The following is a 25333-nucleotide window of genomic DNA, read 5'->3' as shown; positions in this document are numbered from 1 at the left end:
GCAGCCCCTCCTCCATCGCCGACACCGCCTGCCCATAAGGCGTGTGGAGATGCATCACCGCATGCGCGTCCTCGCGCGCCATGTGCACCGCCGAATGGATCGTGAAGCCCGCGGCGTTGACCATATAGGGCGTCTCCATCACTGGCTGCCCGTCAGTGTCAATCTTGACCAGCGACGAGGCGGTGATCTCCTCGAACATCAGCTGATAGGGGTTGATGAGGAAATGATGTTCGGGTCCGGGCACGCGCGCCGAGAGATGCGTGAAGATGAGGTCGTCCCAGCCATAGAGCGCGACGAGGCGGTAAGCGGCGGCGAGATCGACGCGGATCCTCCACTCCTCTTCCGAAACCTGATCGCGGACGCTCGGGGTATGGATCGCTGCGGTGGCCATCGACTCTCTCCTGATCTCTTTGGCCCCACATATCAGCCGGCACGCATGAAGACTGTCGGATTTTTGACAATTCAGTCGAGGCGCGCACAATGGCGCGATGGACATGGCAGCGCATCGCGAGCGACTGGAAGGCGACCCGTGGTTTGCGAGCCTCGAGGCGCCGCTGCGCACACGCATATTGTCGCGCATTCGCCTCAGATCCTTCGCGCAGGATGCCCGCATCTACCGCATCGGTGATCCGCCCGACGGCCTCCACGCGGTCGTCGATGGGGAGGTGCGCCTGGTCGCCTATCCTGCGCCCGGGCGGCAGATCCTCAACATGATCCTTCGCCCCGGAAACTGGTTTGGCGAGGTGTCGGTGCTCGACGGCGGGCCGCGGCCGCATGACGCGATCGCGACGCGGCCGACGCTGATCGCCTCGCTGGCGCCGCCCGATATCGACGCGCTCGCCGCCGAGGCGCCGGGCTTTTACCGCCATGTCGGGACGCTCTCCTGCCGGCATCAGCGTGCCTCGCTGCGCTTCATCGGCGCGTTGCTCACGGCATCGCCCGAGGATCGTATCCTTGCGCTGGCGCACACCGCAGCGAGCCGCGATGACGAGGGCGTCGCGACACTGCGTATGACGCAGGAGGACATCGCGGGGCTTGTCGGCCTTTCGCGCCAGCATCTCAACACTCTACTGGCCGCGATGGAGCGCGATGGACGCATCGCGCGCGGCTATGGCGTGATCCGGCTGCTCGATCGGGGACCCGTCGATTCAGGCTGAAGGGAACCGCGCCTGTACCGGCTTGAGCGCGACCGCGAGCAGCAGCGCCCAGCCCGCGCCCACCAGCCAGCCCGCAACGACATCGCTCGGCCAATGGACGCCGAGCCAGATGCGCGACAGGCCGATCAGGAAGACGAGCAGGCCCGTGACCGCCCAGATCGTGCGACGCTGCGCCTTGCGCCACCACAGCACCGTGGCGATCAGCGCGATCGCGCCATAAACCGCCGCGCTGTTGGCCGCGTGCCCGCTCGGCAGGCTCCAGCTTGCGTCGACATCCACCAGTCGTTCCACCAGCTCGGGACGTGGCCGGTGGAACAGCGCCTTCAATACCCAGGCATTGAGCGCGGCAATGCCAAGCGCGGTGTAGACGATGTAGGAAACCGCGCGGTAGAGCTTGCGCGAAACCAGATAGCCGACAAAGCCGAGCGCGAGCAGCGAACGCGGCCAGCCGTCGCCCAGCCAGCTCGCGCCGCGCATCGCCGCATCGGTCCAGTCGGGCAACGGGTCGGTAGCGGCGCGCAACCCGGTCATCGCGGCGCTATCAGCGGTGGAAAGCACGCCCGTCATCACAAGTGCGATGACGAGCGCGGCAAGCCCCCAGGCGACAAGGCCGAGCTTCAGGAAACGCGCGCGAACCGGATCCATCTCAATCCTTCACGACCTCGCCACCCTTGATGACGGTCGCGACCTGTTCGAGCTGGCGGACATTGGCCAGCGGATCGCCGTCGACCGCGATGATGTCGGCATAGCGGCCGACCGCGATCGCACCCACGTCCTTCTCGCGACCGAGCGCCTGCGCCGCATTGCGCGTCGCGGCCTGGATCGCCTCCATCGGCGTCATCCCATACTCCACCATGTAGCGGAACTGGCCGCCCGCGGTGCTGTGCGGCATGACGCCTGCGTCCGAACCAAAGACCATCTTCACGCCCGCGGCATGCGCCTTGCGGAAATTGTCGCGCTGGATTTGCGCCACCTCGCGGTCCTTGCGCAGATTGTCCTCGAGCACGCCGTTATTCTTGCCCTCGGCCTGGGTATATTCGGTGTTGAAGATATCCATCGAGAGCCAGGCGCCGCGCTCCCTGGCGAGCTTGATGCCCTCATCGTCGATCAGCGAGGCATGCTCGATCGTGTCGATTCCCGAACGGATCGCGGCCTTGATCCCCGCCGCGCCATGCGCGTGCGCCGCGACCTTCAGGCCCCAGAGATGCGCCTCATCCGCGATTGCGCGCAGTTCCTCCTCGGCCATCTGCTGCTGGCCGGGCTCGGTATTGCGCGAAAAGACGCCGCCGGTGGCGCAGATCTTGATGACCTCGGCGCCATATTTGCGCTGCTCGCGGACGCGCTGACGCACCTCTTGCGGTCCATCGCCGACGCCAGGGCTCTTCGACTTGTAGGAGGGCGGCAGATAGGTGCTGTCGCAATGGCTGCCCGTAGCGCCAATCGCATAAGCCGCGGGCACGATCCGCGGGCCGATCATCAGCCCTTCCTCGATCGCCTGCTTGTAGGCGACATCGGCATAATCGAAGGTCCCCAGATTCCGTACGGTGGTGAAACCCGCATCAAGCATGGCGCGGGCGTTGCCGACACCCTGAACCGTCCAGAACATGTCGGTGAACTGGAGATTGGTGTAGCCGCCATATTTGGGGTTCGCCTCAAGATGCACATGCATGTCGATCAGCCCGGGCAGGATCGTCTTGCCCGCAAGATCGATGCGCTTCGCCTTTTCGGGGAATGTCACGCTACCCTGCCGCCCGACCGAGACGATGCGGCCGTCAGTCGCGATGATGACGGGCTGCTCGATCACCTTGCCTGCGAGCACGTCCACCATGCGATCGGCGGTAATGACCACGGTTTCGGCATGCGCGGGCATGGCGGCTGCAGCGAGCAACGCGCCGGCGACGATCTTCTTCATTGATTGGGCCCCCGATTTTGGAATTGGTCACTGGTTACATTGCAATTTGCGCGCCGCAACGCTTTTTGCGACCAACGCGCGCCCGCTACGCGAACAGCGTGGCAATCCCCCATGCGATCAGGCCGAGCCCGACGGCCTGCCCGATCCACCGGCCGGGCGGCATCAGTTTTTCGACGAGCACCAATATGGCAAGTGCTGCAATCCACACGAGATTCATCACGCCGCCGACGAAGAGCAGGGCCATCAGCAGCCAGCAGCAACCGACACAGAATCCGCCGTGCAGGATGCCGAGCCGCACAGCCCCCCAGGCGTGCGGCCGCCAGTGGCGTGACAGAAACGCGGCGGGATCGCGGCAATGCGCGAGGCACGCCGCCTTGAGCGGAGAGAGCTGATAGAAGCCTGCGGCGATCAGCACGCCCGCCGAAAGCCAGCGGCTTTGCGACGACGACATGCCCGGGGAAACGACGCCGCGGTGGATCAGCATCCACTGGAGCGCGGCCGCGCCGAGCGAAAAGGCGAACCAGACGAGCAGGTAACCCAAAAGAAAGGCGCCGGTGGGCGCCAGCCTGTCCTGCGACCGTCCCCCGGCAATGGCATGGCGATGCACGCGCGCATAAAGCAATATCGTCGGCGAGGCAGCTGGCGACATCATCGCGATCATCATGGCCCACCACATGCCGATGGTCAGCGCCCACAGCGCCAGCGTCCAGTGTGCAGGCGCAGGCGCAGGCGCAGGCGCCATCATCTCCATCGACATGCCGTCCATGTCGACTGGCATGCGCATCGCGTCCGTGTGCGGGAACAGCGCGACACGCAGCATTTCGCCCGCGTTCATGCCGAACCCCGCGCCCATCACGATGTAAGCCCAGGCGAGCAGGCACAGAACCACAACCCCGGCGAGCGTGACGATGCGGTCTCGACGCAGGAGGCGTTCCAGAGCCGGCGGAGATGTCATGCGGCGCGCGTCAGGCTCGGACGACACCATGATTGTTGAGATGCAGGTTGGCGAACTGGCCGTAGCTGTCCTTCATCTCCACCTGAACGGGTCCGCGGGTCCGGCTCGACGCGCTGCCGATCTCGGCCACGGCATATTCGAACCCTTCGGGCAACACGATCTGGGCGCGGGCGTCGGCGCCCGTCACCTTGTTGCGGATCGGCTCGCCCTGCGTCTCGATATAGTCCTCGACGAAGATCCGGCCCCTGCGCCCGTCAATGTCGAGATCGAGCTCGATCGTCGCGAAAACGGGATCGTACATCTTCGTCACCGTCGATGCGTAGACCGCAAACATGGTCGCGAAGGGGTCGGTGTCCTGGCCCGTCATGATCCGAAGCAGCGCCTCGCGCTGGCTCTCGTCGGCGCTCTTGTCGACAAAGGCGACGACCTCGCCATTGCCTTCGTGGATGGGCCCCGGCCATTTGAAAATCGCGGCGATCCGCAGGCCGTTCAGCACCGTCTCGCCATGACGGCCTTCATCGATCTGGATACCCGCGACGGCATGGCAATGGCCCTTGTCGGGCAGTGCGTTGAACTGGCAGTTGCAGCCATATTCACAGGTGCAATTGACGAGTTCGCGTCCCTTGATCTCCCAAGACGTCATGGCGACCTCCTGCAATTCAGGCGGGCAGAGTACGCCGATGCCGGGGACAACGCCAGCCCGTTGGCCCGCGCCGCCTCCGAAGGCTCGGAAGCGGCCGGAACCGGGCGGCCTCAGATGTGCAGCGGGCGTCCGTACGCGCTGAGCACGCTTTCGTGCATCATCTCGCTGAGCGTCGGGTGCGGGAAGGTGGTGCCGATCAGTTCGGCCTCGGTGGTTTCGAGTTCGCGGCCGATGACATAGCCCTGGATCAGCTCGGTCACCTCGGCGCCGACCATATGCGCACCCAGCAGTTCGCCCGTCGCCTCATCGAAGATGGTCTTCACGAACCCCTCGGTCTCGCCGAGCGCGATCGCCTTGCCATTGCCGATGAAGGGGAACTTGCCGACCTTGACGGTGTAGCCGGCTTCCTTGGCCTTCGCTTCGGTAAGGCCGACGCTCGCCACCTGCGGACGCGAATAGGTGCAGCCCGCGATATTGTTCTTGTCGAGCGCGTGCGGATGCTGGCCCGCGATCGCCTCGACCGTCACGACCGCCTCGTGCATCGCCTTGTGTGCGAGCCAGGGGCCCGCGGTGACGTCGCCGATCGCCCAGAGCCCCTCGACACTGGTGCGGCCATAGGGGTCGGTTTCGATATGCCTGTTGGGGAGCTGCTTCACGCCCAGCGCCTCGAGCCCGATGCCCTCGATATTGGGCACGATGCCGATCGCGACGATCGCGTGGCTGAACTCCTGGCTCTCGACCTTGCCATCCTTGAACTTGATCTCGGCCTTGACGCCCTTGGACGTAGCTTCGAGCTTCTGGACGCTCGTCGAGGCATGGATCTTCATGCCCTGTTTGGTCAGCGCCTTTTCCATGAAGCCCGAGATATCGGCATCCTCGACGGGGAGGATGCGGTCGAGCATCTCGACCACGGTCACTTGCGAGCCCATGTCCGAATAGAAGCTGGCGAATTCGATGCCGATCGCGCCCGAGCCGATGACGAGCAGCTTGCCCGGCATTTCCTTCGGGGTCATCGCGTGGCGATAGGTCCAGATGCGCTCGCCATCGGTCTTGGCGAAGGGCAGATCGCGCGCGCGTGCGCCGGTGGCGATGATGATGTTCTTCGCGGTGAGGTCGGTCTTGTTGCCGTCCTTTTCGACCGTCAGCTTGCCCTTGCCCGTCAACGTGCCGACGCCTTCATGAACGTCGATCTTGTGCTTCTTCATGAGCCCCTTGACGCCGCCGTTCAATTGGTCGGCGACCTTGCGGCTGCGCTGGACGACCTTGGCAAGATCGAAGCCGGGCTTTTCGGCCGACAGGCCATAGGCCTCTGCATGCGTCATGAAATGATAGATTTCCGAGGAACGCAGCAGCGCCTTGGTCGGGATGCAACCCCAGTTGAGGCAGATGCCGCCGAGCCGTTCGCGCTCGACGATCGCAGTCTTCATCCCCAGCTGCGCGGCGCGGATCGCGGCCACATAGCCGCCGGGCCCCGAGCCGAGGACGATAAGATCATATGTGTCAGCCAAGAGTCTGCTCCTGATTGATGCCGGTCATGCGGCATGAAAAATGATCCCCGTGGTGCGCCGATGCGCTGCCGGGAAAGCTATCGACTTCGCCAGAGTTGCAGGAAGCCGAAGGTGAGGATGGCGACGATCGCGAACAGGCCGGCATTGAAGCGGATCCAGGTGTCGCCGATCTGGATATGCGACGAGGTTCGCCACACGAAATCGCCAAGGGGGCCGCCCACGCCCGTTACGAGCGTGGGCACCGCAACAGCCACGATTCCGCCAAAAATGACCGATCGCAGCAGCGCCATATCAGGCCACCATGCCCAGCGGGCTTTCGACCAGTGTCTTGAATGCCGCCATCAGCTGGGCGCCGACCGCGCCGTCGATCGCGCGGTGATCGAAACTGCCCGTCGCGGTCATCACCGTGGCGATCGCAAGCGCGTCGCCCACGACATAGGGGCGCTTCTCGCCCGCGCCGACCGCGAGGATCATGCCCTGGGGCGGGTTCACCACGGCGTCGAACTGCTTGATGCCGAACATGCCGAGGTTCGAGATCGAGGCGGTGCCGCCCTGGAACTCGTGCGGCTGCAGCTTGCCGTCGCGCGCGCGCAGCGCCAGGTCCTTGGCCTCCTGCGCAATCTTGGAGACCGCCTTGCCGCCCGCATCGGTGATGATCGGGGTGATGAGACCGCCCGGGATCGCCACGGCCATCGAGATATCGGCGCGGTGGTATTTGATGAGCTCATTGCCCGCGAAGCTGACATTGGCCTCGGGCACCTGTTCGAGCGCGACGCCGAGCGCCTTGATCAGTAGGTCGTTGACCGACAGCTTGATGCCGCGGCTCTCGAGGCCCGCATTGAGATCGGCGCGCAGCTTGAGCAGCGCGTCGAGATTGCAATCAAGCGTCAGGTAGAAATGCGGGACGGTCGACTTGGATTCGGCCATGCGGCGCGCGATCGTCTTGCGCATCAGCGAAAGCTTGACGGTTTCCGACGGGATGCCTTCGACCGGCTGGACGGCGGGTGCCGCGGCCGGAGCGGGCTTGGCGGCAGGCGCCGGCGCCTGCGTGGCGGCTGGTGCGGCGGGCTTTGCCGCACCGGGTGCCACCGCCTCGACGTCGGACTTGACCACACGTCCACCGGGACCGGTTCCCGTCACGTCGCCAATGTCGACGCCGCGGACTTCGGCGAGGCGGCGCGCAAGCGGGCTGGCCTTGACGCGGTCGCCCTCATCGCCGCCGGCCTTGGCAGGCGCGGGTGTGGGTGCGGCCGCAGCCTTGACCTCGGGTTCGGGGCTGGGAGCGGGTTTGGCTTCAGCCTTTGGCGCCGGAGCATCGGCCTTTGGCGCTTCGACCTTGGGTGCGGGCGCTGCGGACGCGTCCTCGCCTTCCTCGGCGATCAGCGCGATCACCTCGCCGACCTTCACGCCCTCGGTGCCAGCGGCGACCAGTATCTTCGCGACCACGCCCTCGTCGATCGCCTCGAATTCCATCGTCGCCTTGTCGGTCTCGATCTCGGCGAGCAGGTCGCCCGAGGAAACGCTATCCCCCTCCTTCACGAGCCATTTGGCGAGCGTCCCTTCCTCCATCGTCGGGGACAGCGCGGGCATCTTGAGTTCGATGGGCATATCGACGGCCAAACCTCTTCCTGATTCCGTAGGGTCGCGGCCACCTCTCAGCCTGTTTGCCCCTTCCGGTCAAGGCCGCAGGCTTGCGCAACCGCCAATATTCGCGCACGCTCCGCCACCAAATGGGGAGAGGGACTTCGCCGTGCGTACCTATCTGGTCGTGATCGACGAGACCGAAGAAGCGACAATCGCGCTGCGATTTGCCGCGCGCCGCGCCGCCAAGACCGGCGGAACCGTTGAAATCCTTGCACTCGTGCCCCCGGCCGAGTTCGTCCAGTGGGGCGGCGTCCAGGCCACCATCGAGGAAGAGGCGCGGCTGCGCGCGGAGGCGCTCGTTGCGGGCGCAGCGGGCACGCTCGTCGAGGAATCGGGGGTACGACCATCGATCACGGTCATGCAGGGCGAACCGATTCACGTGGTTCGCAAGATGCTCGCCGAGAATGACCAGATCGCGGCGCTCGTGCTCGGCGCGGCCGCAAGCGGCGCGCCGGGGCCGCTGGTCAGCCACTTCGCGGGCGCCGATGCGGGCAGACTGCCCTGCCCGATCATGGTCATCCCGGGATCGCTCAGTCGCGAGGCGATCGACCGGCTGAGCTGAACCCAGACGGTCGCCTGTTCATCAACGCGAGCCTCGAAACGGCTCGCATCAGCCCGCGATGCGCGGCGCCAGCAACCTGACCAGCGCCTCGCAGCCTGCAGCGTCCTCGGCGTCGAAACGGCCGGGCGAAGGGCTGTCGAGATCGAGCACGCCGATCAGGCGTCCATCATGGACGATGGGCACCACCAGTTCGGACGCGCTTGCCGCGTCGCACGCGATATGGCCGGGAAAAGCGTGCACGTCCGCGACCAGCTGCGTCTCGCGCGTTGCCGCGGCGGTCCCGCATACGCCGCTGCCCAGCGCGATCCGGATGCACGCGGCCTTGCCCTGGAAGGGCCCGAGCACCAGCTCGTCACCGACCATGCGATAAAAGCCCGACCAGTTGAGATCGGGCAGATATTCCCAGATGAGCGCGGCGGCATTGGCCATGTTGGCGATCGCGTCGGGCTCGCCGGCGGTCAGCGCATCGAGCGCGCCGAGCATCTCGCGATAGAGCTCGGCCTTGGCGCCGCCGGTGTTGATGTCGAACTGGTACATGATGCCTGCCTTTGTGCGTGTCAGTCGAAGGATATCTTGCCGCGACCCTTCTTGATCTGGGAACGCGCCGACTTGGACTCAAGACGCCGCGCCTTTGCCGCGCGGCTCGGCCTGGTCTTGACGCGCTTCGCCTGCCGCTCATGCGCCCTGGCGACGAGTTCGGCGACGCGTTCGCGCGCATCGGCGCGGTTGGCCTCCTGCGTGCGGAAACGGCGCGCGGTGATGACGAGCTCGCCCGCCGAGGTCAGCCGGCTTCCCGCCAGCTCCTTGAACTGCTGCCAAGCCCAGGGCGGCATGCCGAGCCGGAAGGCGTCGACGCGGAGCTGGACCGCGGTCGCGACCTTGTTGACATTCTGCCCGCCCGGCCCGGTCGCGGCGAGGAACTTCTCCTCGACAATCGCATCCTCGGGGACCGGCGGATATTCAGCCTTCGCCATAGGCAAAACCGGCTTTGGTGAAGCGTTCGGGCAAGGGCGCGATCGCCTCGGCGGGCGGCTTGCCCTCACGCGGCACCGACAGGCGGTAGCTGTGGAGCAGCATGCCCGCGCTGTCTGGCGTGCCATAGACGGGATCGCCCACAATCCCCATGCCCAGACCATAAAGCGCGTGCGCGCGGATCTGGTGCGTGCGGCCCGTTTCGGGCGTGAACGCGATGAGCGCACGCGCTCCGACGACTTCCACACGCTTCCAGTGGGTGCGCGCCGGCTTGCCCTTCGGATCGACGACCATCCGCCAGCCGCGCTCGCGCGTGCTGGTCTTGCCGAGCGGCAGGTCGATGAGACCGTCCTCGGCCTCCGGAACGCCCTCGACAACCGCAAGGTAGAGCTTTTTGACGGTACCCGCCTCGAATGCCGCGGCGAAGCGCTTGTGCGCCTTGGGGTTGCGCGCGAGCAGCAGGCAGCCGCTGGTGTCGCGATCGAGCCGGTGCACCGCCAGCGGCCAGCGCTGAAAGCCGAAGGTGAGCGAGGAGAGATGGTTTTCGAGGCTGAGCGAGCCGTCGCGGGGCGCATCGACGGGAAGCCCCGCCGGCTTGTCGAGGATGATCGCCTCGCCATCAATGAAAAGAACGCGGTCAGATAGCATAAGCCCGCTGTGTCACTGACGGGCTGCCAAGGCAAATTGCTTTGCCCGTTACCCGATGGAAATCCCCTCCCGCCCCGGGTGAGGACGGAAGGGGAACCGGACTTCAGATACGCGAAGCCCTGTGAGTCTTGGCGTCAGCCGAACAGCTTGGTCGCGGTGTTCGCCACGCGCGCGCCGAGATAGCGGGCGCCGTCGAGTTCGGTCTCGCTCGGCATGCGGCTGCCGTCGCCATGCGTGATCGTGGTCGCGCCATAGGGCGCACCGCCCTTGACCTCATCGACACCCAGCTGGCCCTGGAAGCCGTAATCGAGGCCGACGATCGTCATGCCGAAGTGGAGCAGGTTGGTGATGATCGAGAACAAAGTCGTTTCCTGACCGCCATGCTGGCTGGCGCTGCCCGTAAAGGCCGCGCCGACCTTGCCGTTGAGCGCGCCGCGCATCCACAGGCCGCCGGCCTGGTCGAGGAACGCCGCCATCTGCGAGCTGATCCGGCCGAAGCGCGTGCCCGTGCCGACGATGATCGCGTCGTAATTCTCGAGCTCGGCGATCGTCGCGATCGGCGCATCCTGATCATATTTGAAGTGGTTGGCGCGCGCGAAATCCTCGGGAACCGCCTCGGGGACGCGCTTGACGTCGACCTGCGCGCCCGCCGAACGCGCGCCTTCGGCGACCGCGTTCGCCATGGTCTCGAGGTGACCATAGGTCGAATAATAGAGCACAAGAACCTTAGCCATGGGGGATCACTCCTTGAAGAATAGGGGGGGGGGAAGAAAGGGTGGCCGCCCGCGCAGGGGGGATGCGCGGACGGCCGGGGGGACTGTTATTCGGCGTCGACGAGAACGATCTCGCTGTCCTCGACCGCGGTGATGGTGACGGTCCGGCCGCCCGCGATCGCGGCGCCGTCGCGCGCCTTGAACTCGGCATCGTCGACCGTGATTTTGCCTGTCGCGGGGACGAGATAGGCATGGCGGCCTTCACCGACACTGTGCGTCAGGCTTTCGCCCGCCTTGAGCGTCGCACCCAGCACGCGGGCATCGGCCCGGATCGGAAGCGCGCCTTCATCGCCCTCGAAACCACTGGCGAGCGTCACGAACCGGCCCGAGCGATCACCCTTGGGAAAGGGCTTGGCACCCCAGCTGGGGGCACCGCCGCGCCGCTTGGGTTCGATCCAGATCTGGAAGATCCGCGTGGTTTCGGGTTCCAGATTATATTCCGAATGGCGAACGCCCGTGCCCGCGCTCATCACCTGGACGTCGCCCGCCTGGGTGCGTCCCTTGTTGCCCATGCTGTCCTGGTGCGTGATAGCGCCCTCGCGGACATAGGTGATGATCTCCATGTCGGCATGCGGATGCGGCGGAAAGCCGCTGTTGGCGGCGATCTCGTCGTCATTCCAGACGCGGATCGCGCCCCAGCCCATGCGTGCCGGATCATAATAATTGGCAAAGGAAAAATGGTGCCGGGCGTTGAGCCAGCCGTGATCGGCATGGCCGAGGCTTTCGAAAGACCGTTTCTCGATCATGTCCTCAAAACTCCTTACATGGCCGCTGGGGCCGCTTGCTTGAGGGCAAGATAGAGATCATGATCGTTTCATAAACAGATACATTTGAAACGGATCGTTTCCAATTATGCGCCTTCCCGATTTCGAAGCCTGGGCGATCTTCGCCAGCGTCGTCGAGCATCGCTCGTTCACCGCCGCCGCGGATGCGCTCGGTCTCTCCAAGGCCACCGTTTCCAAGGCGGTGACGCGGCTGGAAGAGCATCTGCGCACCGCGCTCTTCCACCGCACGTCGCGCCGGCTTTCGCTGACCGACAGCGGCCGGACGCTTGCCGAGCACGCGCAGCGCATCCTCGCCGAGGCCGAGGCCGCCGAAGAAGCCGCACGCGACGAGGCCAGCGCGCCATCGGGCACGGTTCGCATCGCCGCGCCGATGACCTTCGGGCTGATGCACGTTGCGCCCGCGATCGCCGACTTCCTGACCCTGCATCCCGGCATCAAGGTCGACCTGCACCTGAGCGACGAGCGGATCGACATCATCGAGATGGGCTTCGACATCGCGCTCAGGATCGCGATCCTGCCCGACAGCTCGCTGCGCGCGCGCCGGCTGGGGGGGATAAGGACGCATGTCGTCGCCTCGCCCGCCTATTTTGAAAGGCACGGCCGCCCGACGCATCCCGCGCAGCTCGCCGAGCACCGGTGCGTCGTCTACACCAACATCGCCAATCCCGACCTGTGGCGCTTCAACGGCCCCGATGGCGAGGAGGCCTCCGTCCGGCTCAACGGACCGCTGCGCTGCAACAGCGGCGAGGCGATGCTTCCGACCTTGCGCGCGGGGCTGGCCATCGCCCGCCTTCCCGGTTTCATCGTCGATCGCGACATCGCCGATGGGACGCTCGAGCCGATACTCGAAAAATGGGCGATGAACCCGATCGCGCTCCACCTGCTCAGCCCGCCGAGCGGCCCTCGGCCCCGCCGCGTCGAATTGCTGATCGAGTTTCTCGCCGCCCGTTTCCGCTCGGTCTGTTCGGGCGAATCGCCCCGGTCGGTGTGAAGAACCGCCCGCGACTCGCGGATTCAGGCCGCTTAATTTGAAATTAACCTTTTGCGTTCAGATGTCGTTTGGTTAATGAAGGAGGTCGGGGAGGGCATCGCCAGGAGGGCGGGCGTCCCGAGCGACAGGGGGTTCCACAATGCGGGTGCTGCTGATCGAAGACGAGCCGACGACGGCGAAAGCCATCGAGCTCATGCTGACCACCGAGGGCTTCAACGTCTACACGACCGATCTGGGCGAGGAAGGCCTCGATCTCGGCAAGCTGTATGACTATGACATCATCCTGCTCGACCTGAACCTGCCCGACATGCACGGCTATGACGTGCTGAAGAAGCTGCGTTCGGCCAAGGTGCAGACTCCGGTGCTGATCCTTTCGGGCGTTGCCGAGATGGATTCCAAGGTGCGTTCGTTCGGCTTCGGCGCCGACGACTATGTCACCAAGCCGTTCCACCGCGAAGAACTGATCGCGCGCATCCACGCAGTTGTCCGTCGTTCGAAGGGGCACAGCCAGTCGGTGATCCGCACGGGCAAGCTCGCGGTCAATCTCGACGCCAAGACAGTCGAGGTCGACGGCGCGCGGGTGCACCTGACGGGCAAGGAATATGCGATGCTCGAGCTGCTTTCGCTGCGCAAGGGCACGACGCTGACCAAGGAAATGTTCCTCAACCACCTCTATGGCGGGATGGACGAGCCCGAACTCAAGATCATCGACGTCTTCATATGCAAGCTCCGCAAGAAGCTGAGCCTGGCGTGCGGCGGCGACAATTATATCGAGACCGTCTGGGGTCGCGGCTATGTGCTGCGCGATTCCGAAGACATGGACGTGGATCTGGACGTAGAAACCCAGGTCGCCTGACACCGAAATTTCCCGAGGGTGGAAGGCCGGCGGAGCACATGCTTCGCCGGCCTTTTCCGTTTTACAATTCTGTTGCGGCAACCTCTTGTGCAATGCAACAAAGCTGTGCAGTCTGCGCTTCGGACCGGCGCTTCGGGCGCCCGAGTTTAGGAGGGATATGGCTTCACGCGGCACCTTCGACGAGATCTGGGGCTTTGACGGACGACGCAAGGCCCGCGACGAGTTCACCGAGCTGGCGCAGTGGACAAGGGACACCTCCCCTGCCGATTTCGAACGCCGCCAGCACGCCGCCGAGCAATATTTCCGCGATCTCGGCATTACCTTCGCGGTTTACGGCGAGGAGGATGCCGCCGAGCGGATTATCCCCTTCGACATCGTGCCGCGCATCTTCACCGCCGCGGAATGGGACCGGCTCTCGGAAGGACTCGTCCAGCGCGTCGAGACGCTCAACGCCTTTCTCTCCGACATATACGGCCCCCGCAAGATCCTGGCCGACGGGGTCATTCCCGAAGAACTGATCTGGTCCAACCCGCAATTCTGCATTCCAGCGTCCGCCGCGCGGCCGCCGCACGGCATCTACGCGCATATCTGCGGGATCGACCTTGTCCGCACCGGCCCCGACGATTTCTTCGTGCTGGAAGACAATGCGCGCACGCCCTCGGGCGTGAGCTATATGATCGAGAACCGCGAGGCGATGCTGAGGCTCTGCCCCGAACTGTTCGAGACCTATCCCGTCCGTCCCGTCGACAGCTACTGCGAATCGCTGTTCGAGACGCTCGTCTCGGTCGCGCCGCCCTGCACGCGCCGCGATCCGGTATGCGTGCTGCTCACCCCCGGCCATTTCAACTCGGCCTTTTACGAGCACAGCTTCCTCGCCGATACGATGGGGATCGCGCTCGTCGAAGGCTCCGACCTCGAGGTCGACGAGGACATCGTCTATATGCGGACGATATCGGGCCGGCTCCGCGTCGACGTGATCTACCGCCGGATCGACGACGAGTTCATCGACCCGCTCGTGTTCCGACCTGATTCAATGCTGGGCGTGCCGGGGCTGATGGCGGCGTGGGCCGCGGGCAATGTCACGCTGGTCAACGCGCCCGGCACGGGCATTGCCGACGACAAGGCGATTTACAGCTACATGCCCGAGATCGTGAAATATTATTCGGGCGGCGAAGCGAAACTGCCCAATGTCGAGACGTGGCGCTGCCGCGAGCCGCAATCGCTGAAATATGTGCTCGATCATCTGAGCGAGCTGGTGGTCAAGCTGGTCGACGGTTCGGGGGGCTATGGGATGCTCGTCGGTCCCACCGCGAGCCGGCAGGAGATCGCGGACTTCCGCGCCGCGCTGGTCGCCCGGCCCGAACGCTATATCGCGCAGCCGACGCTGGCACTGTCGACCGTCCCGACCTTCACAGACAAGGGCATCGCGCCGCGCCATGTCGATTTCCGGCCCTTCGTTCTGACGGGAACAAGGGGGGTGACGGTGACCCCGGGCGGGCTGACGCGCGTCGCGTTGAAACAGGGATCGCTCGTCGTCAATTCGAGCCAGGGCGGCGGGACCAAGGACAGCTTCGTGCTTTGCGACCGCGACGAGGCGGCGGCATGAGCCTGATCATGCTGTCGCGCACGGCGGCCGATCTCTACTGGATCGGCCGCTATGTCGAGCGCGCCGAGTTCACCGCTCGGCTGCTCGAGGCGACGATCCGGCTCGACTCGCTGTCGGCGCGGCCGGCGGGCATGGGAGCGTGGACAAGCGCGCTCGCCGTCACGACGGCAAGCCGGGGTTTCGAGGAAACCGGCGACACCGTTTCGCCGCTTCATGTGAGCAGATATCTGGCGCTCGACGAACACAATTCGAGCTCGATCCGGTCGTGCATCGCCACCGCGCGGCTCAACGCGCGCGCCGCGCGCAACGCGATCACGCGCGAGGCGTGGGAGACGATCAACCGCGCCTGGCTCAACCTCAAGCATCGCGCGAGCCCCGGCGGGCCGCAGGCAACGCTCAGCCTGGCCGACCAGATCAAGGTCGAGGCGCGCAGCTTCGAAGGGGCGATCAACCGGATGCTGCGCAGCGAGCCCTATTGGTTCGTCAAACTGGGTATGGTCATAGAGCGCGCCGATTCCACGGCGCGGCTGCTCGACGTGAAATATCACCTGTTGCTGCCCGATGGCGAAAAGGTCGGGGGGATCATCGACCGCGACCAGTGGCTGACGCTGCTCCAGGTCGTGTCGTCGCGCACCGCCTATCATATCCTCTATGCCGAAGGATTGCGGCCATGGCTTGTGGCCGACATGCTCATCCTCCAACGCCCGATGCCGCGTTCGCTGATCGCAACCGTGGACGAGGCGGGGCAGTTGCTGAGCGCGATCGCGGGCGCCACGGGCAAGCAGGGCGCCGCCGACCGGCTGGCGCGCAAGCGCCAGAGCGCGCTTGAGCGGCTCAACATCGACACGGTCTTCCAGAGCGGACTTCACCAGTTCCTTTCGGACTTCATCCGTGACAATGCGGAACTTCACGGCGCCATTGCACAGCAGTTCCGGTTCACCTGACGATGCACCTGACGATCGACTATCGCACCGATTACCGGTTCAGCTGTCCGCAGCAGCGGATCATCCAGCTGCTGCGCGTGACACCGGGGAGCCATGCCGGGCAGACCGTCGTCGAGTGGTCGATTGACGTGGGGTGCGACGCGCGGCTGCGGAGCCATGTCGACGGCTATGGCAACAAGGTGACGATGATCTACGTCCCCGGCCCCGTCGATCATCTGAGCATCTCGGTGTGGGGCGAGGTGTTCACCGAGGATACCGCAGGCGTGGTCCGCGACGCTGACGAGCCGCTCAAACCGGAGATCTACCTGCGCTCGACGCCGCTCAGCGCGGTCAGCCCGGAGATCGCGGCCTTCGCACACCGCGCCGCGCAGGTGGAGCGTGACCGGCTTTCATGGCTGCACCTGCTCAATCGCGAGATTCATCGTCGGCTTTCCTTCGATACCGACAAGACCGATGTCGAAACCGATGCCGCCACCGCCTTTGCGGCGGGGCATGGCGTCTGCCAGGATTTCGCGCATATCTTTCTCGCGGCGGCGCGGGCAGAAGGCACGCCCGCGCGCTATGTCTCGGGCCATCTCTTTCGCCGCGACGGCGCCGATCGACAGCCGGCGGCGCATGCCTGGGTCGAAGCGTGGGTCGATCATCTCGGCTGGGTAGGCTTCGACCCGACCAATGGCATCTGCGCCGATGACGCGTATATCCGCGTCGCGACCGGGCTGGACTATGCGCAGGCCGCTCCGCTATCCGGGGCGCGTACGGGCGGGGGCGAAGAAAGCCTTGCGGTCGATGTGCACGTCACCATGGCCCAGAGCCAGCAACAGAACTAAAATGAGCTTATGACCTATTGCGTTGGCATGCTTGTCGAGACCGGCCTCGTGATGATCGCGGACACGCGGACCAATGCGGGTGTCGACAACATCTCGACCTATCGCAAGCTCCACGCGCTGGGTGAGGCTTCCGACCGCATCGTCATTGCGGCGACCGCGGGCAATCTGTCGGTCACGCAGTCGGCGCTGACGCTGCTCGAGGAAGGTCTGCCAGCACATGACGACAGCGGCGCGCTGCGCCGGCTGTCCGACATGACCAGCATGTTCCGCGCGGCGCAACTCGTTGGAGAGGCGATCCACAATGCGCGCAGCGATCTGGAGAGCACGCTTCAGGGGACCGAGATCAACACGGGCGTCTCGATCCTGCTCGGCGGGCGGATCGGCAACGAGCCGCTGAAACTCTACATGATCTACAGCCAGGGCAATTTCATCGAATGCCAGCCCGACGCGCCCTTCCTTCAGATCGGCGAGACGAAATACGGAAAGCCGATTCTCGACCGCGCGCTCAAATTCGATTCACCGCTTGGCGAGGCGGTGAAGGTCGGGCTGATCTCGTTCGACAGCACGATGCGTTCCAATCTTGCGGTCGGCCGCCCGCTCGACCTGGTCGTCGTTCCGATCGAACGCGACAAGCCGGTCATCACGCGCCGCATCGACTGGGACGACCGCTATTTCAACGATCTTTCGGTGCGCTGGGGCATGCTGCTCAACGACGCGCGCGAGACGATTCCCGACCCGCCCTTCCTGCCTGTCGACTGATACGACTCAGACGCGAACGGCATCGATCGGTCTGCTGGGTTCATAGACGACCCTGAAGCCATCATGGTCGGCCAGGACACGGCTTTTGGACCGGCCTCGCTGCCTTGGCAGCATCGCGGCGATAGCCTATTCGATGGCGTGACAATTCAAACATTTGGCCGTGCCCGCCGGGGGATCGAAATGGGGGTGGGCCAGGCACAAGAACCAGCACATACGGTGATCGCAGCAGAACAGCCGGGGGGCAGTTGTGAGGAGAACGCCATGTCGCACTGGACCAAACCCGGCTCGCTGCTTCGCAGGGCCTGCCTGCTCGCCGGCGCACTCGCCCTGCCCGCCACGGCGGCTGAGGCCTGCACCCGCTTCGTCTATCATGGCGCGGCCGGTGACGTCATCACCGCGCGCTCGATGGACTGGAAGGTCGATGTCCAGACCAATTTGTGGATCTTCCCGAAGGGCATGGCGCGCACCGGCGAAACTGGTGCGAACACGGTCAGGTGGACGTCCAAATATGGCAGCGTTATCGCTTCCGGTTATGAGGTGTCGACTACCGATGGCATGAACGAAGCGGGCCTCGTCGCGAACGTGCTCTGGCTGGTCGAATCGCAATACCCCGTCTTCAAGAGCGACAAGCCGGGCCTGTCGATCGCCGCCTGGGCGCAATATGTGCTCGACAATTTCGCCACCGTGGAGGAGGCCGTCTCAGCGCTCCGCAAGGAGCCCTTCACCATCGTCAGCGACAATGTGCCCGGCGAGGAGCGGCTGACCACCCTCCACCTCGCCATATCCGATTCTTCGGGCGACAGCGCGATCATCGAGTATATCGGGGGCAAGCAGGTGATCCACCATGACCGCAAATACCAGGTCATGACCAACTCGCCGACTTTCGACGAACAACTCGCGCTTGCCGAGTATTGGAAGCAGATCGGCGGCACGGTGATGCTCCCGGGCACCAACCGATCGTCAGACCGTTTCGCGCGCGCATCCTTCTATGTGAATGCGATCCCCAAGAGCGAGGATCCGGTGGTGGCGCTTGCCAGCGTGTTCAGCGTGATCCGCAACGTCTCGGTGCCATTCGGCATCACCACGCCCGACCAGCCCAATATCTCGTCGACGCGCTGGCGCACCGTCGCCGATCACAAGCGCAAGCTCTACTTCTTCGAATCCGCGCTGACGCCCAACACCTTCTGGGTCGACCTGAATGACATCGACTTTTCGGCGAAGACCGGCACGGTGAAGACGCTCGACCTTGGCGCCAATCAGACCAATGTGTTTTCGGGCAATGTCGTGCCACACTTCAAGAACGCCAAGCCCTTCAAGTTTCTGGGGCTTTAAGGAACGACCCCGCACATATGGCTGTTGCCCCAGCGAAAGCCGGGGCGACGCCGGATGACGCAAGGATCAGCCGAACACGGGTTCACGCGCCTTGGCGCGGCGCTCGTCAAAGGGCTTGAGCCCGCGCGGCGCGGGTTCGAATTCCAGCCAGCCCGCAGGCGTCAGCTTCTCGATCGGGCGGAAATTGGCCTTGTAGGCCATGCGGTCCGAACCATCGATCCAGTAGCCCAGATAGACATAGGGCAGCCCCGCCTCGGCGGCGCGACGGATATGATCGAGGATGATGTAGGTGCCCAGCCCGCGGCGTTCGGCGCTGTCGGCATCGAAGAAGCTGTAGATCATCGAAAGCCCGTCACCCTGCTGGTCGGTCAGGCATGCGCCGACAAGCTTGCCGGGGGTGCCATCGACCGATGGCTCGCGATATTCGATGACGAAGGTCTGGACGGGTGTCTGTTCGACCATGTCGGCATAGTCGAGCTCGTCCATGTCGGCCATGCCGCCGCCGGGGTGCCGCGCACCAAGATAGCGGCGCAGCAGCTCGAATTGCTCGTCGGTCGACCATGGACGGCACGCCGCGATCTCGAGATCGGCATGACGGCGCATCAGCTTGCGCTGGGTCGCATTGGGCTCGAAGCGCTGGGCGGCAACGCGCACCGAGACGCAAGCCTGGCAATCGACGCAGCTCGGGCGATAGGCAACGCCCTGACTGCGACGGAAACCGATTCGCCCGAGCGCGTCGTTAAGCTCCGAGGCGTGCGGCCCCGACAGCTCGGTGAATACCTTGCGCTCGCTCTTGCCCGGCAGATACGGGCAGGGGCTAGGGCTCGTCACGAAGAAACGTGGGAAGCGAAATGGTGCGCTCACCTTGGCCTGTCCTCTGCCAGATCAATTCGGGTCAAAGCCCGTTTCGAAACTATGCGTTCCAAGCGCAATAATGAAAAGAGCGTTTACCACGATCAAGAATCGCCACTGATTCAAAGTGGTTCAAAGCGATTCAAAATGGGACGAATCGCACCTCAGTCGAGTTCGACGAGTCCCACTTCATAGCCGCCACCGATTCGCAGCGCGTCGACGAGCCGGTCGAGATGGGCGCGGTCGCGAGTCTCGCACTCGATTTCGGTGATGAGTCCCTTGGCCGGCAGCGAGGTGAAGATGCGCTGGTGGTAGATCTCGATGATGTTGACCTGCTGCTCGCCGAAGATGCGCACGACATTGTACAGCGCGCCCGGGCGGTCCTGCAGCCGGACGCGCACGCGCGCCAGCCGGCCCGAGCGGGCGAGATCGCGCAGCAGCACATTGGCGAGCAGGCGCGTGTCGATATTGCCGCCCGACAGAACGATTCCCACGGTCTTGCCCCTGAAGCGCTCGGGATGCGCGATCAGCGCGGCGAGCCCGGCGGCGCCGCCGCCCTCGACCACGGTCTTCTCGATCTGCAGGAAGAGGCTGACCGCCTCTTCGAGCGTGCGCTCGTCGACCAGCACGATGTCGTCGACCAGGGCCTGCACGAAGCGCGACGTCAGATCGCCCGGCTGCTTGACCGCGATGCCCTCGGCAAGCGTATCACCCTCGCACGGGAGGTCGGTTTGCTTCATCCGGTTGAACATCGAGGGGTATAGCTCGGCCTGGACGCCGACGAGGCCGATGTCGGGCTTGAGCCCGCGCGCGGCGACGCCGATGCCCGAGATCAGCCCGCCGCCGCCGATCGGGATGACGAGCGTGTCGATCTCGGGAACATCCTCGAGCATTTCGAGCCCGACGGTCCCCTGCCCCGCGATGATCGATTCCTGATCGAAGGGATGAATGAAGGTCAGCCCGCGTTCGCCTTCGAGCTTTCTTGCATGCGCATAGGCGGCATCGAAGGTCTCGCCCTCGAGCACGACGGTCGCGCCGTGGCTTTCGGTCTGCATGACCTTCACCGTGGGCGTCGTGCGCGGCATGACGATAGTGACGGGAATGCCGAGCCGCGCGCCATGATAGGCGAGCCCCTGCGCATGGTTGCCCGCGGAAGCCGCGATCACGCCGGTCTCGCGCGCGCTTTCGGGCAGCTGGAGCAGCGTATTGAGCGCGCCGCGCTCCTTATAGGCGGCGGTGAACTGGAGATTCTCGAACTTCAGATAGACCGTCGCGCCCGTCATCTTCGACAGCGTCTGGCTGAGCAGCGTCGGCGTGCGCACAATCGACTTGCCAATACGCGCGGCCGCGGCGCGGACATCGGCGAGGGAGACGGGCAATTCTGCCACGGCGTCGGTGCGGAGCGGTTCGGTAGCCATGATGCGCTGCCCCCTACCCTATCTAGCCCATCGGGGAAACAATGCTTATGCACGGCCAATGGCAAGAATAGCTTTTATCGGCATCGGCACCATGGGTGGCCCCATGGCGCGCCATCTGCGGGCGGCAGGGCACGACGTCACCGTCTACAACCGAAGCCCCGACCGTGCCGAGGCATGGGTCGCCGCCAATGGCGGCAGCATCGCGAGCGATCCCGCGAGCGCCGCACGGGATGCCGATGCGGTCATGACCTGTGTCGGCAATGACGACGACCTGGCGCAGGCGACACTCGGACGCGAAGGCGCGTTCCGCACGATGCGCGAGGGCGCGGTGTTCATCGACCACACGACGGTCTCGGCGAAGATCGCGCGTCAGCTTGCGGTCGAAGGCAAGAGTGCGGGCATCCTCACCGTCGACGCCCCCGTGACGGGCGGCCAGGTCGGCGCGGAGAACGGTACGCTCGCGATCATGTGCGGCGGATCGGCCAGGGCGATCGAGGCCGCGACACCGCTGATGCAGGCCTATGCCAAGCGCATCGTCCATGTCGGCCCCGCAGGCGCGGGGCAGACCACGAAGATGGTCAACCAGATCACCTTTGCGGGAATCATCCAGAGCCTTGCCGAAGGCATTCGCTTCGCACAGGCCGCCGACCTCGACCTCGACCGCGTCTATGAGGCGATATCGGGCGGCGCGGCATCGAGCTGGCAGATGACCAATCGCTGGAAGACGATGGCCGAAGACGCGTTCGATTTCGGCCTCGCGGTCGACCTGATGCGCAAGGACCTTGGCCTTGCCTTTGACGAGGCACGGTCCAATGGTGCGACGCTTCCTGTCGCGGCGCTCATCGACCAGTTCTTTGCCGATGTGCAGGCGATGGGCGGACACCGCCAGGATACCAGCGCCCTTATCCGGAGACTGCCCAAGTGAATTTTTCGAGATTACTGCTCGCGGCGCTTGCGCTCGCGCTGCCCGGCGCTGCGCTCGCCGACGGACTGATCGACAATGTCAACGGCATCACGCTCGACAAGGCGGGCAAGGTCGTCCGTTTCAACGGGCTGCTGATCGACAAGGACGGCAAGGTCGCCAAACTGCTCGAACGCAAGGACAAGCGCCCCGAGCGCCCCGATTTCAAGACCGATGGCAAGGGCCTGACGCTGATGCCGGGCATCATCGACGCGCACGGACATGTCATGGGCGTCGGCTTTCAGGCACTGACGCTCGACCTGTCCGCGGCAAAGTCGCTCGACGAGGCCAAGACGATGGTCGCTGCCTGGGTGCAGCGCTATCCCGATCGCAAATGGGTATTGGGGACCGGTTGGAATCAGGAAGCCTGGGGGCTCCGCCGTTTCCCGACCGCAGCCGATCTCGACGCGGTGGTGTCGGACAGGCCGGTCTGGCTGGAGCGTGTCGACGGCCATGCGGGCTGGGCCAACAGTGCCGCGATGGCCACCGCCGGAGTGACCGCCAAAAGCGTGTCGCCGACAGGAGGGCGGATCGAGAAGACGGGGACGGCACCCAGCGGCGTCTTTGTCGACGCCGCGATGGAGCTGATCCAGAAATTTGTTCCCGAACCCCTTGCGCGCGAACGCGACCTTGCCTTCGTCAAGGCGCAGCAGATCCTGCTGTCCTACGGCATCACGGGCATCGCCGACATGGGCACCAGCCTTGACGACTGGATGACCTACAGGCGTGCGGGTGACAATGGCGGGCTGCACATCCGCATCCTCTCCTATGCGGGCGGCGTGCCCGCGATGATCCAGATCGGCGGCCCCGGACCAAGCCCGTGGCTTTACAACGACAAGCTCAGGATGGTCGGGGTCAAGCTCTATTCGGACGGCGCGCTCGGCTCGCGCGGGGCATGGCTCAAGCGGCCCTATCACGACGCCCCCAACGAGACGGGTCTTGGTTTCCTGACCGACGCGCAGCTCCGTAACCTGATGAGCCGGGCCGCGATGGACAATTTCCAGGTCGCGGTCCACGCGATCGGCGACAAGGCAAACGCCCAGATTCTCGACGCGATCGACGAGCTCGCACTGACCTACAAGGGCGATCGTCGCTGGCGCGTCGAGCATGCCCAGATCGTCGACCCCGCCGATATCGCGCGCTTCGGCCAGCACGGCACGATCGCCTCGATGCAGCCCGTCCACCAGACTTCGGACCGACTGATGGCCGAAGCGCGGCTGGGGCCCGACCGGCTGGCGGGCGCCTATGCCTGGGAATCGATGCTGAAGGCGGGGAGCAGGCTCGCCTTCGGATCGGACACCCCCGTAGAAAACCCGGATCCCTTTGCGGGGATCGCCGCCGCCTTCACGCGCGAGGACGCCAGTGGCCAGCCCCTTGGCGGCTGGCAGCCGCAGGAACGCGTGACGCGCGAACAGGCGCTCGCCGGTTTCACCACGAGCGCAGCCTTTGCAGCCTTTGCCGAGGATCGCCTCGGCAGCCTGGCGCTCGGCATGCGCGCCGACTTCATCCTGATCGACACCGATCCGCTGATGGCGACGCCCGCCGAGATCCGCGCGATCAAGGTGCAGGAAACCTGGGTCGGCGGACGCCCCGTCTATACGCGCAAGCGCGCCGCCCCCGCCCAGGTGGACGCGCGATGAAGATCGAGATCTGGTCCGATATCGCCTGCCCCTGGTGCTATATCGGCAAACGCAGCTTCGAGACCGCGCTCGCGCGCTTCGCGCACCGCGAACAGGTGTCGGTGATCTGGCGCAGCTACGAACTCGCCCCCGACATGCCCGCCGAGCTGCCGATGAACAGCGTCGAGTATCTCGTCTCGCGCGGAATGCCCGAGGCGCAGGTGCGGGCGAGGATCGCGCAGTGCGTCGAAGCCGCCGCGAGCGTCGGGATCGAGCTAATCTCGGAGGACGTCAAGCGCTTCAATACGCGCAAGGCGCACGAACTCCTGCATCACGCGCGCGCAATGGGCCGGCAGCACGACATGGCAGAACGGCTGTTTCGTGCCAATTTCACCGAGGGCCAGTGGCTCAGCCGGATCGACATACTTGTCGCGCTGGCAGGAGAGGTCGGGCTCGACATGGACGAAGCCCGCACCGCGCTTGAGGAAGGCCGCTATACCGCCGATGTGGTCACCGACGAACGGCGTGCCCATGCCATCGGCGTCAACGGCGTCCCGTTTTTCGTCCTCGGCGAAAAATATGCGATCTCGGGCGGGCAGAGCGCCGAATATTTCCTGCGCGCGCTCGAAACGCTGTGGCGCGAACAGGCACCGTCAGAACAGACCGAAGGAATCGCGTGCAGCGCAGATGGCTGCACGCCCTGACGATCAGCTCACGTCGGAATATTTGACCGAGCAGCCATAGGGGCGCGATTCCCTCACCGAGACGGGTTTGCCCGCCTTCATCTCGGCGAGCGCCGCAGTTACGTGATTGCGCGCGCCCGGGATGTCGGACGCCTTGGCGGTCGCCTTGTCGTCGATACCGCCCTGATAGACGAGCGTACCGTCCTTATCGATGATGAACATCTGTGGCGTGGTCTTCGCGCCATAGCCCTTGCCGACGACGCCCTTGGGATCGAGCAGGTAGAAGGACGCGTTACTCTTCTGGTCCTTGACGAACTTCTGCGCTTCCGGCCCGGTCATATAGCCCTGCTTGCCGGGCGCGCCCGAATTGATCGTCAGCCAAACCACGCCATCGGCGCGCGCAGCGGCCTGCGTCTTCTGCATGTTTCCACTGGCATAGTGCTTCTGGACGAAGGGGCAGCCCGGGTTGTTCCATTCGAGCACCACGGTCTTGCCCTTGAACTGCGCGAGCTCGATCACCTTGCCCGAGGCATCGTTCACGCGGAAATTGCCCGCCTTCGCACCCGTCGCCTGCCCCGCGATCACGGGGACGGCGAGCGCGACCGCCGCCGCTGCAAGCGTTCCACCCAACCACATCTTCATGACGCGTCTCCTTGCGATGTTCCCGAAAGCCTGAAAGCCTAAACCGCGAGCGCCTTGAGCCGTTCCGCCGTCAGCACCTGCGGCAGGATTTCGGGGGCCGCGCCGGGTTTGTAGAAGAGATAAAGCGGCACGCCCGAGCGGCCATGGCTTTCGATGAAGCGGCCGATCACGGGATCACCGTCTGTCCAGTCGCCGACGAGCACCGCCACCTTCTTTGCAGCGAATGCGTCGGCCACTTCCTGCCGCTGGATCGCCGCCTTTTCGTTGACCTTGCAGCTCAGGCA

The 25333-nt window shown here is 64.9% G+C and carries 29 protein-coding genes; 12 read left to right on the top strand and 17 right to left on the bottom strand.

What is annotated here, in order from left to right:
- Window positions 1-391: class II aldolase/adducin family protein (locus MKI88_RS18705; RefSeq protein WP_241633070.1), on the bottom strand; the 391-nt coding region annotated here is incomplete at its 3' end.
- A 103-nt stretch (window positions 392-494) separates the two neighbouring features.
- Here MKI88_RS18705 and MKI88_RS18700 point away from each other — a divergent pair.
- Window positions 495-1157: a Crp/Fnr family transcriptional regulator gene (locus MKI88_RS18700; protein WP_241633069.1), complete on the top strand. Its 663-nt coding sequence runs from the start codon at window positions 495-497 to the stop codon at window positions 1155-1157.
- On the opposite strand, the gene MKI88_RS18695 is transcribed toward MKI88_RS18700, so the two are convergent.
- The 7 genes from MKI88_RS18695 to MKI88_RS18665 form a co-directional block, all read right to left on the bottom strand.
- Window positions 1149-1802, bottom strand: a complete 654-nt coding sequence (locus tag MKI88_RS18695) for a phosphatase PAP2 family protein (RefSeq protein ID WP_241633068.1) — start codon at window positions 1800-1802, stop codon at window positions 1149-1151. The two genes, MKI88_RS18700 and MKI88_RS18695, sit on opposite strands and share 9 nt — an antisense overlap.
- A 1-nt stretch (window position 1803) precedes the next feature.
- A complete protein-coding gene (locus MKI88_RS18690) occupies window positions 1804-3069 on the bottom strand; it encodes an amidohydrolase family protein (RefSeq protein WP_281063761.1) in 1266 nt (421 codons plus the stop codon).
- Between the two features lie 85 nt (window positions 3070-3154).
- Window positions 3155-4024 carry a DUF2182 domain-containing protein gene (locus MKI88_RS18685; protein WP_241633067.1) on the bottom strand — a complete coding sequence of 290 codons (870 nt, stop codon included), beginning with the start codon at window positions 4022-4024 and terminating at the stop codon, window positions 3155-3157.
- Between the two features lie 10 nt (window positions 4025-4034).
- Window positions 4035-4667 (bottom strand): DUF1326 domain-containing protein, encoded by a 633-nt coding sequence (locus tag MKI88_RS18680; protein ID WP_241633066.1) that lies wholly within the window; start codon window positions 4665-4667, stop codon window positions 4035-4037.
- A gap of 110 nt (window positions 4668-4777) precedes the next feature.
- Window positions 4778-6175, bottom strand: coding sequence for a dihydrolipoyl dehydrogenase (gene lpdA, locus MKI88_RS18675; protein WP_241633065.1), 1398 nt, complete (start codon window positions 6173-6175; stop codon window positions 4778-4780).
- Between the two features lie 77 nt (window positions 6176-6252).
- Window positions 6253-6465, bottom strand: a complete 213-nt coding sequence (locus tag MKI88_RS18670) for a hypothetical protein (protein ID WP_241633064.1) — start codon at window positions 6463-6465, stop codon at window positions 6253-6255.
- Between the two features lies 1 nt (window position 6466).
- Complete coding sequence (locus MKI88_RS18665; protein WP_241633063.1) at window positions 6467-7783, bottom strand: pyruvate dehydrogenase complex dihydrolipoamide acetyltransferase; 1317 nt, start codon at window positions 7781-7783, stop codon at window positions 6467-6469.
- 142 nt (window positions 7784-7925) lie between these two features.
- Between MKI88_RS18665 and MKI88_RS18660 the strand changes: the two genes are divergently transcribed.
- Window positions 7926-8381 carry a universal stress protein gene (locus MKI88_RS18660; RefSeq protein ID WP_241633062.1) on the top strand — a complete coding sequence of 152 codons (456 nt, stop codon included), beginning with the start codon at window positions 7926-7928 and terminating at the stop codon, window positions 8379-8381.
- Window positions 8382-8429: 48 nt separating this feature from the next.
- On the opposite strand, the gene MKI88_RS18655 is transcribed toward MKI88_RS18660, so the two are convergent.
- The 5 genes from MKI88_RS18655 to MKI88_RS18635 form a co-directional block, all read right to left on the bottom strand.
- Window positions 8430-8918 carry a GAF domain-containing protein gene (locus MKI88_RS18655; protein WP_241633061.1) on the bottom strand — a complete coding sequence of 163 codons (489 nt, stop codon included), beginning with the start codon at window positions 8916-8918 and terminating at the stop codon, window positions 8430-8432.
- A 20-nt stretch (window positions 8919-8938) separates the two neighbouring features.
- Window positions 8939-9355 (bottom strand): alternative ribosome rescue aminoacyl-tRNA hydrolase ArfB, encoded by a 417-nt coding sequence (gene arfB, locus MKI88_RS18650; protein WP_241633060.1) that lies wholly within the window; start codon window positions 9353-9355, stop codon window positions 8939-8941.
- Window positions 9342-10001 (bottom strand): RluA family pseudouridine synthase, encoded by a 660-nt coding sequence (locus MKI88_RS18645; RefSeq protein ID WP_241633059.1) that lies wholly within the window; start codon window positions 9999-10001, stop codon window positions 9342-9344. The genes arfB and MKI88_RS18645 overlap by 14 nt, the downstream gene beginning before the upstream one ends.
- A 134-nt stretch (window positions 10002-10135) precedes the next feature.
- Window positions 10136-10735: an NAD(P)H:quinone oxidoreductase gene (wrbA, locus tag MKI88_RS18640; RefSeq protein WP_241633058.1), complete on the bottom strand. Its 600-nt coding sequence runs from the start codon at window positions 10733-10735 to the stop codon at window positions 10136-10138.
- A gap of 86 nt (window positions 10736-10821) precedes the next feature.
- Window positions 10822-11520 carry a pirin family protein gene (locus tag MKI88_RS18635; RefSeq protein ID WP_241633057.1) on the bottom strand — a complete coding sequence of 233 codons (699 nt, stop codon included), beginning with the start codon at window positions 11518-11520 and terminating at the stop codon, window positions 10822-10824.
- A 106-nt stretch (window positions 11521-11626) separates the two neighbouring features.
- Between MKI88_RS18635 and MKI88_RS18630 the strand changes: the two genes are divergently transcribed.
- The 7 genes from MKI88_RS18630 (at window position 11627) to MKI88_RS18600 (ending at window position 18874) form a co-directional block, all read left to right on the top strand.
- The gene (locus tag MKI88_RS18630; RefSeq protein WP_241633056.1) at window positions 11627-12550 is read left to right on the top strand and encodes a LysR family transcriptional regulator; all 924 of its coding nucleotides are present in this window, start codon (window positions 11627-11629) and stop codon (window positions 12548-12550) included.
- Between the two features lie 139 nt (window positions 12551-12689).
- Window positions 12690-13406, top strand: coding sequence for a response regulator transcription factor CtrA (gene ctrA, locus MKI88_RS18625; RefSeq protein WP_241633055.1), 717 nt, complete (start codon window positions 12690-12692; stop codon window positions 13404-13406).
- A gap of 157 nt (window positions 13407-13563) precedes the next feature.
- Complete coding sequence (locus MKI88_RS18620) at window positions 13564-15012, top strand: circularly permuted type 2 ATP-grasp protein (RefSeq protein ID WP_241633054.1); 1449 nt, start codon at window positions 13564-13566, stop codon at window positions 15010-15012.
- A gap of 8 nt (window positions 15013-15020) precedes the next feature.
- Window positions 15021-15956, top strand: a complete 936-nt coding sequence (locus tag MKI88_RS18615; protein ID WP_241633071.1) for an alpha-E domain-containing protein — start codon at window positions 15021-15023, stop codon at window positions 15954-15956.
- 2 nt (window positions 15957-15958) lie between these two features.
- Window positions 15959-16783, top strand: coding sequence for a transglutaminase family protein (locus tag MKI88_RS18610; RefSeq protein ID WP_241633053.1), 825 nt, complete (start codon window positions 15959-15961; stop codon window positions 16781-16783).
- A gap of 27 nt (window positions 16784-16810) precedes the next feature.
- Window positions 16811-17542 carry a peptidase gene (locus MKI88_RS18605; RefSeq protein WP_241633052.1) on the top strand — a complete coding sequence of 244 codons (732 nt, stop codon included), beginning with the start codon at window positions 16811-16813 and terminating at the stop codon, window positions 17540-17542.
- Window positions 17543-17803: 261 nt separating this feature from the next.
- Window positions 17804-18874, top strand: a complete 1071-nt coding sequence (locus MKI88_RS18600; RefSeq protein ID WP_241633051.1) for a linear amide C-N hydrolase — start codon at window positions 17804-17806, stop codon at window positions 18872-18874.
- 66 nt (window positions 18875-18940) lie between these two features.
- On the opposite strand, the gene MKI88_RS18595 is transcribed toward MKI88_RS18600, so the two are convergent.
- Together MKI88_RS18595 and MKI88_RS18590 are read right to left on the bottom strand one after the other, a co-directional pair.
- Window positions 18941-19738 (bottom strand): arginyltransferase, encoded by a 798-nt coding sequence (locus MKI88_RS18595; protein ID WP_241633050.1) that lies wholly within the window; start codon window positions 19736-19738, stop codon window positions 18941-18943.
- A gap of 152 nt (window positions 19739-19890) precedes the next feature.
- The gene (locus MKI88_RS18590; RefSeq protein WP_241633049.1) at window positions 19891-21144 is read right to left on the bottom strand and encodes a threonine ammonia-lyase; all 1254 of its coding nucleotides are present in this window, start codon (window positions 21142-21144) and stop codon (window positions 19891-19893) included.
- Window positions 21145-21202: 58 nt separating this feature from the next.
- Here MKI88_RS18590 and MKI88_RS18585 point away from each other — a divergent pair, with 58 nt between their 5' ends.
- From MKI88_RS18585 to MKI88_RS18575, 3 genes are read left to right on the top strand one after another with little or no spacing between them, the layout of a single operon-like run.
- The gene (locus MKI88_RS18585) at window positions 21203-22069 is read left to right on the top strand and encodes an NAD(P)-dependent oxidoreductase (protein ID WP_241633048.1); all 867 of its coding nucleotides are present in this window, start codon (window positions 21203-21205) and stop codon (window positions 22067-22069) included.
- Entirely contained in the window at window positions 22066-23745 is a 1680-nt protein-coding gene (locus MKI88_RS18580) for an amidohydrolase (RefSeq protein WP_241633047.1), read from the top strand. The genes MKI88_RS18585 and MKI88_RS18580 overlap by 4 nt, the downstream gene beginning before the upstream one ends.
- The gene (locus MKI88_RS18575) at window positions 23742-24428 is read left to right on the top strand and encodes a DsbA family oxidoreductase (RefSeq protein ID WP_241633046.1); all 687 of its coding nucleotides are present in this window, start codon (window positions 23742-23744) and stop codon (window positions 24426-24428) included. The genes MKI88_RS18580 and MKI88_RS18575 overlap by 4 nt, the downstream gene beginning before the upstream one ends.
- A gap of 3 nt (window positions 24429-24431) precedes the next feature.
- On the opposite strand, the gene MKI88_RS18570 is transcribed toward MKI88_RS18575, so the two are convergent.
- A complete protein-coding gene (locus MKI88_RS18570) occupies window positions 24432-25049 on the bottom strand; it encodes a redoxin domain-containing protein (protein WP_241633045.1) in 618 nt (205 codons plus the stop codon).
- A 38-nt stretch (window positions 25050-25087) separates the two neighbouring features.
- The coding region (locus MKI88_RS18565; RefSeq protein ID WP_241633044.1) for a thioredoxin family protein at window positions 25088-25333 on the bottom strand (246 nt) is incomplete at its 5' end.

Source organism: Sphingomonas sp. LaA6.9 (genome assembly GCF_022601895.1).
In the GTDB taxonomy this organism is placed as follows: domain Bacteria; phylum Pseudomonadota; class Alphaproteobacteria; order Sphingomonadales; family Sphingomonadaceae; genus Sphingobium_A.
The sequence above is the reverse complement of the archived record's forward strand: the minus strand, read 5'-3'. Positions and strand labels throughout refer to the sequence as shown.